Genomic DNA, 14361 nt, shown 5'->3' with positions numbered 1-14361 from the left:
CCACAACGGGGGAAACACGATGTCGAAGATAAAAAGCTACGCCGCACCGCAGGCGGGTGCAGAACTTGAGCTGTACGAGTACGATGCGGGCGAACTAAAAGCAGAAGACGTCGAAGTACAGGTTGATTACTGCGGGATCTGCCACTCGGATCTCTCGATGATCGATAACGAATGGGGCTTCTCGAGCTATCCGCTGGTTGCCGGGCACGAAGTCATTGGCCGCGTCGTGGCGCTCGGTAGCGCCGCGCAGGACAAAGGGCTGAAGGTAGGCCAACGCGTGGGCATTGGCTGGACGGCACGCAGCTGTGGTCACTGTGACGCCTGTATCAGCGGCAATCAGATCAACTGCCTCGAGGGCGCCGTTCCCACTATTCTGAACAAGGGCGGTTTTGCCGACAAACTGCGCGCCGACTGGCAATGGGTGATCCCGCTGCCGGACAGCATTGATATCGAATCCGCAGGTCCGCTGCTGTGCGGCGGTATCACCGTCTTCAAACCTCTGCTGATGCACCACATCACCGCCACCAGCCGCGTGGGCGTCATTGGTATTGGCGGCCTGGGGCATATCGCCATCAAGCTGCTGCACGCGATGGGCTGTGAAGTCACGGCGTTCAGCTCCAACCCGGCGAAAGAGAAAGAAGTGCTGGCGATGGGTGCGGATAAAGTGGTGAACAGCCGCGATCCTGACGCGCTGAACGCGCTGGCTGGGCAGTTTGACCTGATCATCAACACCGTTAACGTCGATCTCAACTGGCAGCCGTACTTTGAGGCGCTGGCCTACGGCGGTAACTTCCACACCGTAGGTGCCGTAATGAAGCCGCTGCCGGTTCCGGCGTTTACCCTGATCGGCGGGGATCGCAGCGTGTCAGGCTCCGCGACCGGTACGCCGTTTGAGTTGCGCAAGCTGATGAAGTTTGCCGGACGCACCAAAGTGGCGCCGACCACCGAACTGTATCCGATGTCGAAAATCAACGAAGCGATCCAGCACGTGCGTGACGGCAAAGCCCGCTACCGCGTGGTGTTGAAAGCGGATTTTTGATGTGACATTGGCGGGGAATGTGCGGCCTGATGCCCTCACCCCAACCCTCTCCCACAGGGAGAGGGCGCACACACTAAAAACGGTAACGGTCGTTACCGTTTTGCATCTACCATGGCCTTAAACACCTCAGCCACCGCGACCGCACCGGGATCCATTACCCCATCCAGATTCTCTTTATTCACATACGACGAGCGCCCCGCACCGGCTTTCGCCATTTTCGCCGTTGCTTCGGCACCGTGCTGTGCTGCCTTCGCCGCTGCCTGAAGATCGCCATTCTTCAATGCTTCAAGCGCCGGTTGCAGCGCGTCGATCAGGGTACGATCGCCGAGATCTGCCCCACCGTACTGCTTCATCTGCGCCAGCCCGCTGAGCAATGCCTCGGGCAGCGGCTGACCATCGTGAAGCTTTTGCCCGGCCGCGGTGAAGAAGATCGACATCAGCACCCCGCTCGATCCGCCCATCACCGTCGCCAGCCGCTCGCCCACCAGCAACAGCAGCGTCGATACGTTATCAAGCGGGAGCTTGCGATCCTCCAGACGCTGCGCAATATCCCGCGCCCCTTGCGCAAAAGTGGAGCCGGTATCACCGTCGCCCACTTTGGCATCCAGCGCGTTCAGTCGGTTTTCCAGCTGGAGCAGCGTTTTCGTCACCGAGGAAACATACTCGCCCACCCGCAGATTGTCCGACGGAGTGTATTCCACGCGATCGTGAATGGCGGTATGCGCCACGGTGCGCAGTGGCGCAAACGCCACGGGCTTCTGCCAGCCCAGCGTTTCGACCTCGGCGTGAATCGCCTTTTCAAAGAAGTCATTAAGCTTCAGCAGCGTGAGCGAAAAGCCCTTCATGTCCAGCGCGCTCACCAGCGGCGCGGGGCCTATCAGGTACGCGATCTCCTCTTTCAGCGCCGAATGCGCCAGCTCTTTGGTCAGCAGCGCCATCTCCAGCGCCGATACGCCGCCGAGATTGTTAATCAATACCGCAAACCGCCCTTCTCCCGCCTGCGCGCGTAACGGCGTCACCAGCGTGTCGATAATGGCTTTACTGTTCTGCGTATCCACGACGGAAGCACCGGGCTCGCCGTGAATGCCCAGCCCCAGCTCGACATGGCCCTGCTTAATGCGCCCCTCTTCCTCGTCGCTGCCCGGCAGGTTGCACGTTTGCATCGCAACGCCCAGGCTCCAGAGGTTATCGCAGGCCTGTTGCGCAATATCCCGCACCTCGCTTAGCGATTTACCGTGCTCCGCCGCATAGCCCGCAATCTTGTGCACCAGTGCCGTACCGGCAATACCGCGCGGCTGTTTGTTATCCGGCAGCGCGATATCGTCCGCCACGATCGCCATCTCCACCTTCAGGCCGTAGCGTTTGGCTTTTTCAGCCGCCAGACCAAAGTTCAGGCGATCGCCGGTGTAGTTTTTGACGATCAGCAGACAGCCGCGATCGCCCGTGACCGCCACAATGGCGTTCAGCACCGCATCCACGCTCGGCGAGGCAAACAGATCGCCACACACTGCCGCCGTCAGCATCCCTTTGCCAACAAACCCGGCGTGCGCGGGTTCGTGGCCTGAGCCGCCGCCGGAGATCACCGCCACGCGGCTTTTGTCCCAGTCGCCGCGTGCGACGATCCTGATGGCCGGATCGATATCAAGTTTGACGAGATTTGCGTGTGGCGCAGAAAGCAGTATGCCTTCAATGGCATCGTTGACCAGCTGTTTGCGATCGTTAAAGAAGAATCTGGACATCGTTTCCCACTATTTTTGTGAACCGTATGCAAAAGCATAGTCCGCGCTGGATAATGCGCCGCAAAGTCAGGAATTTACTCAACCAAATTGCGGCCAGATTGCCTATACTCCCCCCAGGACAAAGAGAGGAAGCGCATCATGAGTACACCATTGTTAATTGCCAGGACGCTGGAAAAAGAGCTGTATTTACTGCCCTCGATGGCGAACCGCCACGGTCTCATCACCGGAGCGACCGGGACGGGGAAAACCGTCACCCTGCAAAAGCTGGCGGAGTCGCTTTCGGAGATTGGCGTACCGGTCTTTATGGCTGACGTGAAAGGCGATTTAACCGGTGTGGCTCAGGAAGGTACGGCCTCTGAGAAACTGCTCGAACGGCTGAAGAATATTGGCATCACGGACTGGACGCCGCATAACAATCCGGTGGTAGTGTGGGATATCTTTGGTGAGAAAGGCCACCCGGTGCGCGCTACCGTCTCCGATCTCGGCCCGCTGCTGCTGGCCCGTCTGCTTAACCTCAACGACGTGCAGTCCGGCGTGCTGAATATTATCTTCCGCATTGCCGACGATCAGGGGCTGCTGCTGCTTGATTTCAAAGATCTGCGCGCCATTACCCAGTACATCGGCGATAACGCCAAATCCTTCCAGAACCAGTACGGCAATATCAGCAGCGCCTCGGTGGGTGCCATTCAGCGCGGGTTACTGACGCTGGAGCAACAGGGCGCCGAGCACTTCTTCGGCGAGCCGATGCTGGATATCAAAGACTGGATGCGCACCGACAGCAGCGGCAAAGGCATCATCAACATTCTGAGCTCCGAGAAGCTCTACCAGATGCCAAAGCTCTACGCCGCCAGCCTGCTGTGGATGCTCTCAGAGCTCTACGAACAGTTACCGGAAGCGGGCGATCTGGAAAAACCGAAGCTGGTCTTCTTCTTTGACGAAGCGCACCTTCTGTTTAACGACGCGCCGCAGGTATTGCTGGATAAGATTGAACAAGTCATTCGCCTGATCCGCTCCAAAGGCGTTGGCGTCTGGTTTGTCTCGCAAAACCCATCGGACATTCCGGATAACGTTCTCGGCCAGCTCGGTAACCGCGTGCAGCACGCCCTGCGCGCCTTTACGCCGAAGGATCAGAAAGCGGTGAAAGCCGCCGCGCAAACCATGCGCGCCAATCCTGCCTTTGATACCGAAGCGGCGATTCAGGCGTTAGGCACCGGTGAAGCGCTGATCTCGTTCCTGGATGCGAAGGGCAGCCCGTCCGTGGTGGAACGCGCCATGGTGATCGCGCCCTGCTCGCGCATGGGGCCGGTTACCGACGATGAACGTAACGGCCTGATTAACCACTCTCCGGTTTACGGGAAATACGAAGACGAGGTGGATCGCGAGTCCGCGTTCGAGATGTTGCAAAAAGGGGTGCAGGCGACAACGGAGTCGCAGGATGCGCCTGCCGCTAAAGGACAGTCCGTCGCCGTGGATGACGGTATTCTCGGGGGGCTCAAAGACATCCTGTTCGGCAGCACCGGGCCGCGCGGCGGCAAGCGCGACGGCGTGGTACAGACCATGGCGAAAAGCGCGGCGCGGCAGGTCACCAATCAGATAGTGCGCGGCATGCTGGGAAGTCTGTTAGGCGGCCGTCGCCGGTAGACGGGGAACCCACGGGCGGCCAAGCGCTGAACCCTGCACACCGTTCTCCTGCAGATAGCGGTCGATTTCCACCATCCCCGTCCAGCGGTTCTCACACCATAGCGGTGCCAGAAGCGTTGGACGGCGGGCGCTGGCCGAGATGCGATGGTAAACAATTTCCGGCGGGGTGTGGCGAATCATCTCCCCCGCTGTAACCGTATAGTCCTCAAGCTCAATACCGCTTAACCGACCGGCTTCCCAGGCTTTCGCCATAATGCTTCCCGTAACGATATGCAGCGGGTGTAGCTTAATGCCGTCCACGCCGGTCTCAACCACCTTTTCCAGCGTCTCCAGGCCGTGCTGCAGCCCTTCACCCGGCAAGCCGACAATCAGATGCGAGCAGACCTTCAGCCCACGCTCGCGGGCCAGGCGCGTGGTGCGCTGGTAGCAGGCGAAATCATGACCACGGTTAATACGGTGCAGGGTTTTGTCATGCGCGGTCTGCAAGCCCAGCTCCAGCCAGATCTCGTAGCCTTGTTCTTTGTACTCGCTGAGCAGGTCCAGCACCGCGTCCGGTACGCAGTCCGGGCGCGTGCCCACGCACAGCCCAACGATGTTAGCCTGGCTGACGGCCTGCTGATACATAGAGCGCAGCACCTGCACCTCCGCCCACGTGCTGGTGTAGGCCTGAAAATAGGCCAGATATTGCTTCGCGCGGTTCACCAGGCTCGCCTGATGGGCAAGCTGTTCAGCGATAGATTTATGCTGCTGGGCTTCGTCAGCAAAGGACGCAACGTTACAGAAGGTGCAGCCGCCGCGCCCGATGGTGCCATCGCGATTCGGGCAGCTAAACCCGCCGTGCAGCGTCAGCTTATGAACCTTTTGCCCGTAGCGCTGCAAAAGATCCCCACCAAACATATTGACTAATTTCTGTAACTGCATAATCTGATAGACCGTCCCGGAGAAAGGGGACAAGCCTGCCACTTTTAGCCTCTGTCGGCGATGACCTGGATCAATCGCCCCGGACGGCCTTTATCTATATGAATAAATAATCAGGATTACTGCAATTTCATTCACGCCATTCGTGATTACTTTTCCTTATGTTCTGATTGTTTTTTTCATTTATAGCGCCACCACTGAAAAACAGTGGGTTTATGCGGGTTTGTAGCCAATGCCAGATTATTATTCTGCTATAAAACTGCTATTCAGCACGCTACATTGATAATACCGCTTTCATATAGTGAGTCAGATCACACTCCGCTGCGTCCTGCCAGGGCATACAATCAATGTAAAAATAGTTAAATACCCTTTAATTACAATCAGATAAACTCTCTTTAGCACATTTTTGTATAAATAAGATTGCCATTTGACCTGTGTATCAATTCCCGATAAGTTGGAAATCCGCTGGAAGCTTTCTGGATGAGCGGCCTGCTCATCATATTTATGCAGTAATTGAGATTCCCTCTGAAGCAAGTCCTCAAACTTGTTTACCTGCGCCAAAGGATGAAAAAGAGGGCGAATGCGAGGTCCGCGTATGAAACGCAAACCCCGTCGCCATGCTCTTTCTGTGCCTGTGCGCCACGGTAAAGTTCAGTGGGAAGCCCGACGAGCCTGGGGAGGTTCACTGATATGTTGTACGATAAATCCCTTGAGAAGGATAACTGTGGTTTCGGCCTGATCGCCCACATAGAAGGCGAACCTAGCCACAAGGTAGTGCGTACTGCTATTCACGCACTGGCCCGAATGCAGCACCGTGGCGCTATTCTTGCCGATGGTAAAACCGGCGACGGTTGCGGCCTGCTGCTGCAAAAACCGGATCGTTTCTTCCGCATCGTGGCGGAAGAGCGCGGCTGGCGTTTAGCCAAAAACTACGCTGTCGGCATGCTGTTCCTGAATCAGGATCCTGAAAAGGCTGCCGCCTCACGCCGCATCGTCGAAGAAGAACTTCAGCGTGAAACCCTGTCGATTGTCGGCTGGCGCAATGTGCCAACCAACGAAGGGGTGCTCGGTGAAATCGCCCTCTCCTCGCTGCCTCGTATTGAACAGATTTTCGTTAATGCGCCTGCGGGCTGGCGTCCGCGTGATATGGAACGCCGTCTGTTTATCGCCCGCCGCCGCATTGAAAAACGTCTCCAGGACGATAAAGAGTTCTACGTCTGTAGCCTCTCTAACCTGGTGAATATTTATAAAGGTCTGTGTATGCCGGCTGACCTGCCGCGCTTCTACCTGGACCTGGCGGACCTGCGTCTGGAATCGGCCATTTGCCTGTTCCACCAGCGCTTCTCCACCAACACCGTTCCACGCTGGCCGCTGGCTCAGCCGTTCCGCTACCTGGCGCACAACGGCGAGATCAACACCATCACCGGTAACCGCCAGTGGGCCCGCGCCCGTACCTATAAGTTCCAGACGCCACTGATCCCTGACCTGCACGATGCCGCGCCGTTCGTGAACGAAACCGGCTCTGACTCCAGCTCCATGGATAACATGCTGGAACTGCTGCTGGCGGGCGGGATGGACATCGTGCGCGCCATGCGTCTGCTCGTGCCACCGGCCTGGCAGAACAACCCGGATATGGACCCTGAGCTGCGCGCGTTCTTCGACTTTAACTCCATGCACATGGAGCCGTGGGACGGCCCGGCGGGCATCGTCATGTCCGACGGTCGCTTCGCTGCCTGTAACCTGGACCGTAACGGTCTGCGTCCGGCACGCTACGTTATCACCAAAGACAAGCTCATCACCTGCGCCTCTGAAGTCGGTATCTGGGATTACCAGCCTGACGAAGTGGTCGAGAAGGGCCGCGTCGGCCCGGGCGAGCTGATGGTTATCGACACCCGCGGCGGGCGCATTCTGCACTCAGCCGAAACCGATCACGATCTGAAAAGCCGCCATCCGTACAAAGAGTGGATGGAGAAAAACGTCCGTCGCCTCGTGCCGTTCGAAGATTTATCGGATGAAGAAGTGGGCCGCCGCGAACTGGACGACGATACGCTTGCAAGCTTCCAGAAACAGTTTAACTACAGCGCGGAAGAGCTGGACTCCGTTATTCGCGTGCTCGGTGAAAACGGCCAGGAAGCGGTCGGCTCGATGGGTGACGATACCCCGTTTGCCGTGCTCTCCAGCCAGCCGCGCATCATTTACGATTACTTCCGTCAGCAGTTCGCGCAGGTCACCAACCCGCCGATCGACCCGCTGCGCGAAGCGCACGTGATGTCGCTGGCTACCAGCATCGGTCGCGAGATGAACGTCTTCTGCGAGGCCGAAGGCCAGGCGCACCGTCTGACCTTTAAATCGCCGATCCTGCTGTACTCCGATTTCAAACAGCTCACCACCATGAAAGAGGAGCACTACCGCGCCGACACGCTCGATATTACCTTCGACGTGACCGAAGCGAGCCTCGAAGAGACGGTGAATGCGCTGTGTGACAAAGCCGAACAGATGGTGCGTAACGGTACCGTTCTGCTGGTGCTGTCCGACCGTAATATCGCGAAAAACCGTCTGCCGGTGCCTGCCCCGATGGCGGTCGGCGCTATCCAGACGCGTCTGGTCGACAAGAGCCTGCGCTGTGACGCCAACATCATTGTGGAAACCGCCAGCGCCCGCGACCCGCACCACTTTGCCGTGCTGTTAGGCTTTGGCGCGACGGCGATCTACCCGTACCTGGCCTACGAAACGCTGGCACGCCTGGTGGATACCCGCGCGATCGACAAAGATTACCGCGCGGTGATGCTGAACTACCGTAACGGCATCAACAAAGGCCTGTACAAGATCATGTCCAAAATGGGCATCTCGACCATTGCCTCCTACCGCTGTTCGAAGCTGTTTGAAGCGGTTGGCCTGCATGACGAGGTCGCCAACCTCTGCTTCCAGGGCGTGGTCAGCCGCATCGGCGGCGCCGGTTTTGCTGACTTCCAGCAGGATCTGGTGAACCTGTCCAAACGCGCCTGGCTGGCACGTAAGCCGCTGGATCAGGGCGGTCTGCTGAAATACGTTCACGGCGGCGAGTATCATGCCTACAACCCGGACGTGGTGCGTACGCTGCAGCAGGCGGTTCAGAGCGGTGAATACAGCGACTACCAGCAGTACGCTGAGCTGGTAAACAACCGTCCGGCGGCAACGCTGCGCGACCTCATTGCCCTCAATCCAGGCGATGAAGCGGTCAGCATTGACGAGGTTGAGCCTGCATCCGAACTGTTCAAACGCTTCGATACCGCGGCGATGTCCATCGGCGCGCTGAGCCCGGAAGCCCACGAAGCGCTGGCGGAAGCCATGAACAGCATCGGCGGCAACTCCAACTCCGGCGAAGGCGGTGAAGATCCGGCGCGTTACGGCACCAACAAAGTGTCCCGTATCAAGCAGGTGGCATCCGGTCGCTTTGGCGTGACGCCTGCGTACCTGGTCAACGCCGACGTGATCCAGATTAAAGTCGCTCAGGGTGCTAAACCGGGCGAAGGCGGCCAGCTGCCGGGTGATAAAGTTACTCCGTACATCGCCAAACTGCGCTATTCCGTGCCGGGCGTGACGCTGATCTCCCCGCCGCCGCACCACGATATCTACTCTATCGAGGACCTGGCGCAGCTGATTTTCGACCTGAAGCAGGTCAACCCGAAGGCGATGATCTCCGTGAAGCTGGTTTCCGAACCGGGCGTCGGCACCATCGCGACCGGCGTGGCGAAAGCCTATGCGGATCTCATCACCATCGCCGGCTATGACGGCGGCACCGGCGCAAGCCCGCTCTCCTCCGTGAAATATGCGGGCTGCCCGTGGGAGCTTGGCCTGGTGGAAACCCAGCAGGCGCTGGTGGCTAACGGTCTGCGTCACAAGATACGCCTGCAGGTGGACGGCGGCCTGAAAACCGGCCTCGACATCATCAAAGCGGCGATCCTCGGCGCGGAAAGCTTCGGCTTCGGTACCGGCCCAATGGTTGCGCTTGGCTGTAAATACCTGCGTATTTGCCATCTGAACAACTGCGCAACCGGCGTGGCGACCCAGGATGAGAAGCTGCGTAAGAATCACTATCACGGCCTGCCGTTCAAAGTGACCAACTACTTTGACTTCATCGCCCGCGAAACCCGCGAGCTGATGGCGCAGCTGGGCGTGAAACGCCTGGTGGACCTGATTGGCCGCACTGACCTGTTGAAAGAGCTGGAAGGCTTCACCGCCAAGCAGCAGAAGCTTGAGCTGTCTAAGCTGCTGGAAACCGCGCAGCCGCACCCTGGCAAAGCGGTCTACTGCACCGAGAACAACCCGCCGTTCGATAACGGCGTGCTGAACGCGCAGCTGCTGCAGCAGGCGAAACCGTACGTGGACGACAAGCAGAGCAAAACGTTCTGGTTTGATATCCGCAACACCGACCGCTCCGTGGGCGCCTCCCTCTCCGGCTACATCGCGCAAACGCACGGTGACCAGGGGCTGGCAGCGGATCCGATTACCGCGCACTTCAGCGGTACCGCGGGTCAGAGCTTCGGCGTATGGAACGCAGGCGGCGTTGAGCTGTACCTGACCGGCGATGCCAACGACTACGTCGGTAAAGGCATGGCGGGCGGTCTGCTGGCGGTGCGTCCTCCGGTTGGCTCAGCCTTCCGCAGCCATGAAGCCAGCATCATCGGTAACACCTGCCTGTACGGCGCGACCGGCGGTCGTCTGTTTGCAGCAGGCCGTGCGGGCGAGCGTTTTGCGGTGCGTAACTCCGGTGCTATCACCGTGGTGGAAGGCATTGGCGATAACGGTTGTGAATACATGACGGGCGGGATTGTTTGCGTTCTGGGTAAAACCGGCGTGAACTTCGGCGCGGGCATGACGGGCGGTTTTGCGTATGTCCTGGACGAAGACGGTGAGTTCCGCAAACGCGTGAACCCGGAGCTGGTGGAAGTGCTGGACGTTGATACGCTGGCTATCCATGAAGAACACCTGCGCGGTTTGATTACCGAACACGTGCAGCATACCGGTTCTTCGCGCGGCGAAGAGATCCTGGCGAACTGGCCAGCGTTCTCTGCGAAATTCGCGCTGGTTAAGCCGAAGTCCAGCGATGTTAAAGCCCTGTTGGGTCACCGTAGTCGTAGCGCAGCAGAGCTGCGCGTGCAGGCGCAGTAAGGAATTCAGATGAGCCAGAACGTATACCAGTTTATCGACCTGCAGCGTGTTGATCCGCCAAAGAAACCGCTGAAGATCCGCAAAATTGAATTTGTTGAAATCTACGAGCCGTTTTCAGAAGGCCAGGCCAAGGCACAGGCAGACCGCTGCCTGTCCTGCGGTAACCCTTACTGCGAATGGAAATGTCCGGTACATAACTACATCCCGAACTGGCTGAAGCTGGCTAACGAAGGACGTATTTTTGAAGCCGCCGAGCTGTCTCACCAGACCAACACCCTGCCGGAAGTGTGCGGCCGCGTGTGTCCTCAGGACCGTCTGTGCGAAGGCTCCTGTACGCTGAACGACGAGTTCGGCGCGGTGACCATCGGCAACATTGAGCGCTATATCAATGATAAAGCGTTCGAGATGGGCTGGCGTCCGGATATGACCGGCGTGAAGCAAACCGACAAGCGTGTGGCAATCATCGGCGCGGGCCCGGCGGGCCTGGCCTGTGCGGACGTGCTGACCCGCAACGGCGTGAAGGCGGTGGTCTTTGATCGCCATCCGGAAATCGGCGGTCTGCTGACCTTCGGTATCCCGGCCTTCAAGCTGGAAAAAGAGGTCATGACCCGTCGCCGTGAAATCTTCACCGGCATGGGCATTGAGTTCAAACTGAACGTGGAAGTGGGCCGCGACGTGCAGCTCGACGACCTGCTGAAGGATTACGACGCCGTGTTCCTTGGCGTGGGCACCTATCAGTCCATGCGCGGCGGTCTGGAGAACGAAGACGCGCCGGGCGTGTACGACGCGCTGCCGTTCCTGATTGCCAACACCAAGCAGATCATGGGCTACGGTGAAACCGCCGATGAGCCGTTCGTCAGCATGGAAGGCAAACGCGTGGTTGTGCTGGGCGGCGGTGATACCGCGATGGACTGCGTGCGTACCTCCATTCGTCAGAATGCGGCACACGTGATCTGCGCCTACCGTCGTGACGAAGAGAACATGCCGGGCTCTAAACGCGAAGTGAAAAACGCGCGTGAAGAGGGCGTGGAGTTCCAGTTCAACATCCAGCCTCTGGGTATTGAAGTGAATGCCAACGGTAAAGTGAGCGGTGTGAAGATGGCGCGCACTGAGATGGGCGCACCGGATGCGAAAGGCCGTCGTCGCGCCGAGATCGTCGCCGGTTCTGAGCACGTGATCCCGGCCGATGCCGTGGTGATGGCGTTCGGTTTCCGTCCTCACAGCATGGAATGGCTGGCGAAGCACAGCGTTGAGCTGGATTCGCAGGGCCGCGTGATTGCGCCAGAAGGCAGCGACAACGCATTCCAGACCAGCAACCCGAAAATCTTCGCCGGTGGCGATATCGTTCGCGGTTCTGACCTGGTGGTAACGGCGATTGCCGAAGGCCGTAAGGCGGCTGACGGGATCCTGAACTACCTGGAAGTGTAAAAAAAAACAGGCCCGATTGGGCCTGTTTTTATTTCACGACGCGAAGAGCCGGACGACCACCGCGCGGAGGCGGATCGTCATCAGGATCATTGTCGTCAAGACGATCGGGTTTATCGCCATCGATAAGTGACATCACCGTGTCGCTTTCACGCTCATCGGATGCGTTGTCATCATTCAGGCTGGCAACATCTTCATCATACGCCGCTTCCGGCTCGAACATGGTACCCGCACCGTTTTCACGCGCGTAGATAGCCAGCACGGCTGCCAGCGGCACGGAAACCTGACGCGGCACGCCGCCGAAACGCGCGTTGAAGCGCACTTCATCGTTTGCCAGCTCCAGGTTACCCACCGCACGCGGCGCAATGTTCAGTACGATTTGTCCGTCACGCGCGTATTCCATTGGAACCAGCACGCCCGGCAACGTCACATCCACAACCAGGTGCGGCGTGAGCTGGTTATCCAGCAGCCATTCATAGAAGGCGCGCAGCAGATACGGACGGCGTGGGGTAAGTTGTGACATTTCCACAGTCATTAGCCTCGGCCGAGACGCATTTCACGTTCCGGTTCAGTTAAAGATGCCAGGAAAGAGTCGCGTTCAAATACGCGAGTCATATAGCCCTTCAGCTCTTTCGCGCCAGGACCGCTGAACTCTACGCCCAGGGTTGGCAGACGCCACAGCAACGGTGCCAGGTAGCAATCCACCAGGCTGAACTCATCGCTCAGGAAGAATGGTTTCTGACCAAACACAGGGGCGATTGCCAGCAGCTCTTCACGCAGTTGCTTACGTGCAGCGTCAGCTTCAGAAGCGGAACCGCTGGTAATCACGTTCATCAGCGAGTACCAGTCTTTTTCGATACGCTGCATGTACAGGCGGCTTTCACCACGCGCGACAGGGTAAACAGGCATCAGTGGCGGATGCGGGAAACGCTCATCCAGATATTCCATAATGATACGGGATTCCCACAGGGTCAGCTCGCGATCCACCAGCGTCGGTACGCTTTGGCTCGGGTTGAGATCGATCAGATCCTGAGGCGGGTTATCCTTTTCCACATGCTCGATCTCAAAACTGACACCCTTCTCGGCCAGCACGATACGAACCTGATGGCTATAAATGTCAGTAGGACCAGAAAACAGCGTCATTACCGAACGTTTGTTGGCAGCGACAGCCATGAAAACCTCCAGGTATATTCAGAATTTTTACTGCTACCAGCCCAACAGGGGCCAGCCAGATGTTGTATCGCCCATCCCAGAGAAAACACATTGTTCAAGAAACGAACAAAAATCGAGTATTCACCGATATTTGGGCAGAAAATTGGATGATAGTTTACCAGATTTTGATGGCTTTGTGGTGAGGGGATTCTGGAAATGTGGAAAAAGAGAAGATATATGCATGGATATTGTGGATAACCTGCGCATTATCCATAAAAAAACCCGCCGAAGCGGGTTTTTCGCCAATCGTTCTGCGTAAGCAGAATGGATTAACGTTTGGAGAACTGTGGACGACGACGTGCTTTACGCAGACCCACTTTCTTACGTTCAACCTGACGCGCGTCACGAGTAACGAAGCCAGCTTTACGCAGTTCAGAACGCAGGGACTCGTCGTACTCCATCAGAGCGCGGGTGATACCGTGACGGATCGCACCAGCCTGACCGGAGATACCACCACCTTTAACGGTGATGTACAGATCCAGTTTTTCTACCATATCAACCAGTTCCAGCGGCTGGCGAACTACCATGCGGGCAGTTTCGCGACCGAAGTATTGTTCCAGAGAACGCTGGTTGATTACGATTTTACCACTGCCCGGTTTGATGAAAACGCGAGCTGCGGAACTTTTGCGGCGACCAGTGCCGTAGTATTGATTTTCAGCCATTGCCTATAATCCCGATTAGATGTCAAGAACTTGCGGTTGCTGTGCCGCGTGGTTGTGCTCGTTGCCTGCGTAAACTTTCAGTTTACGGAACATAGCACGACCCAGCGGGCCTTTTGGCAGCATGCCTTTAACCGCGATTTCAATCACACGCTCAGGACGGCGGGCAATCATCTCTTCAAAGGTCGCTTCTTTGATACCACCGATGTGGCCGGTGTGGTGATAGTACACTTTGTCAGTACGCTTGTTGCCGGTTACAGCAACTTTATCAGCGTTCAGAACGATGATGTAATCACCGGTATCAACGTGCGGAGTGTATTCCGCTTTATGCTTACCGCGCAGGCGACGAGCCAGTTCAGTAGCCAGACGGCCCAGAGTTTTACCGGTCGCGTCAACAACATACCAGTCGCGCTGTACGGTTTCTGGTTTAGCTGTAAAAGTTTTCATTAAAAGCTTACCCAAATAATAAGTTACACGTTGGTGAACACCCAAACGTTTAGTCAGTTGAGGTTCACACGACAAAGTCCGGCAAACCTACCCCTTCGAATAGCACATGCCGACACATAGAAAGTTTCGG

10 protein-coding genes are annotated in these 14361 nt (G+C 57.5%); 4 read left to right on the top strand and 6 right to left on the bottom strand.

Features of this window, described 5'->3' with window-relative positions; genetic code table 11:
- Window positions 1-19: 19 nt before the first annotated feature.
- Window positions 20-1039: an NAD(P)-dependent alcohol dehydrogenase gene (locus M2422_RS16935; RefSeq protein ID WP_033146757.1), complete on the top strand. Its 1020-nt coding sequence runs from the start codon at window positions 20-22 to the stop codon at window positions 1037-1039.
- A gap of 92 nt (window positions 1040-1131) precedes the next feature.
- Here M2422_RS16935 and M2422_RS16930 read toward each other — a convergent pair whose 3' ends face one another.
- A complete protein-coding gene (locus M2422_RS16930) occupies window positions 1132-2778 on the bottom strand; it encodes a dihydroxyacetone kinase subunit DhaK (protein WP_045888044.1) in 1647 nt (548 codons plus the stop codon).
- A gap of 138 nt (window positions 2779-2916) precedes the next feature.
- On the opposite strand from M2422_RS16930, the gene M2422_RS16925 reads away from it, so the two are divergent.
- Window positions 2917-4419, top strand: coding sequence for a helicase HerA-like C-terminal domain-containing protein (locus M2422_RS16925; protein WP_033146759.1), 1503 nt, complete (start codon window positions 2917-2919; stop codon window positions 4417-4419).
- On the opposite strand, the gene M2422_RS16920 is transcribed toward M2422_RS16925, so the two are convergent.
- On the bottom strand, window positions 4399-5340 hold the full coding sequence (locus M2422_RS16920; protein ID WP_039260405.1) for a TIGR01212 family radical SAM protein: 942 nt from the start codon (window positions 5338-5340) through the stop codon (window positions 4399-4401). The genes M2422_RS16925 and M2422_RS16920 overlap by 21 nt on opposite strands.
- Before the next feature lie 687 nt (window positions 5341-6027).
- Between M2422_RS16920 and gltB the strand changes: the two genes are divergently transcribed.
- Together gltB and gltD are read left to right on the top strand one after the other, a co-directional pair.
- Window positions 6028-10488 (top strand): glutamate synthase large subunit, encoded by a 4461-nt coding sequence (gene gltB / locus M2422_RS16915; protein ID WP_064673375.1) that lies wholly within the window; start codon window positions 6028-6030, stop codon window positions 10486-10488.
- Window positions 10489-10497: 9 nt separating this feature from the next.
- A complete protein-coding gene (gltD, locus tag M2422_RS16910) occupies window positions 10498-11916 on the top strand; it encodes a glutamate synthase subunit GltD (protein ID WP_023309377.1) in 1419 nt (472 codons plus the stop codon).
- A gap of 28 nt (window positions 11917-11944) precedes the next feature.
- On the opposite strand, the gene sspB is transcribed toward gltD, so the two are convergent.
- From sspB to rplM, 4 genes are all read right to left on the bottom strand, one after another.
- On the bottom strand, window positions 11945-12442 hold the full coding sequence (gene sspB / locus M2422_RS16905) for a ClpXP protease specificity-enhancing factor (protein WP_064673393.1): 498 nt from the start codon (window positions 12440-12442) through the stop codon (window positions 11945-11947).
- 5 nt (window positions 12443-12447) lie between these two features.
- A complete protein-coding gene (gene sspA / locus M2422_RS16900; RefSeq protein WP_014885418.1) occupies window positions 12448-13086 on the bottom strand; it encodes a stringent starvation protein SspA in 639 nt (212 codons plus the stop codon).
- A 308-nt stretch (window positions 13087-13394) separates the two neighbouring features.
- Window positions 13395-13787: a 30S ribosomal protein S9 gene (rpsI, locus tag M2422_RS16895; RefSeq protein ID WP_003860436.1), complete on the bottom strand. Its 393-nt coding sequence runs from the start codon at window positions 13785-13787 to the stop codon at window positions 13395-13397.
- A 15-nt stretch (window positions 13788-13802) separates the two neighbouring features.
- Window positions 13803-14231, bottom strand: a complete 429-nt coding sequence (rplM, locus tag M2422_RS16890; RefSeq protein WP_006178824.1) for a 50S ribosomal protein L13 — start codon at window positions 14229-14231, stop codon at window positions 13803-13805.
- Window positions 14232-14361: the final 130 nt, after the last annotated feature.

The sequence above is a fragment of the Enterobacter sp. SLBN-59 genome (assembly GCF_024807915.1).
Lineage (GTDB): Bacteria > Pseudomonadota > Gammaproteobacteria > Enterobacterales > Enterobacteriaceae > Enterobacter > Enterobacter asburiae_B.
The sequence above is the reverse complement of the archived record's forward strand: the minus strand, read 5'-3'. Positions and strand labels throughout refer to the sequence as shown.

Coding starts and splice junctions, on each gene's coding strand:
- M2422_RS16935 (WP_033146757.1), top strand. CDS start 20: ATGTCGAAGATAAAAAGCTACGCCGCACCGCAGGCGGGTGCAGAACTT.
- M2422_RS16930 (WP_045888044.1), bottom strand. CDS start 2,778: ATGTCCAGATTCTTCTTTAACGATCGCAAACAGCTGGTCAACGATGCC.
- M2422_RS16925 (WP_033146759.1), top strand. CDS start 2,917: ATGAGTACACCATTGTTAATTGCCAGGACGCTGGAAAAAGAGCTGTAT.
- M2422_RS16920 (WP_039260405.1), bottom strand. CDS start 5,340: ATGCAGTTACAGAAATTAGTCAATATGTTTGGTGGGGATCTTTTGCAG.
- gltB (WP_064673375.1), top strand. CDS start 6,028: ATGTTGTACGATAAATCCCTTGAGAAGGATAACTGTGGTTTCGGCCTG.
- gltD (WP_023309377.1), top strand. CDS start 10,498: ATGAGCCAGAACGTATACCAGTTTATCGACCTGCAGCGTGTTGATCCG.
- sspA (WP_014885418.1), bottom strand. CDS start 13,086: ATGGCTGTCGCTGCCAACAAACGTTCGGTAATGACGCTGTTTTCTGGT.
- rpsI (WP_003860436.1), bottom strand. CDS start 13,787: ATGGCTGAAAATCAATACTACGGCACTGGTCGCCGCAAAAGTTCCGCA.
- rplM (WP_006178824.1), bottom strand. CDS start 14,231: ATGAAAACTTTTACAGCTAAACCAGAAACCGTACAGCGCGACTGGTAT.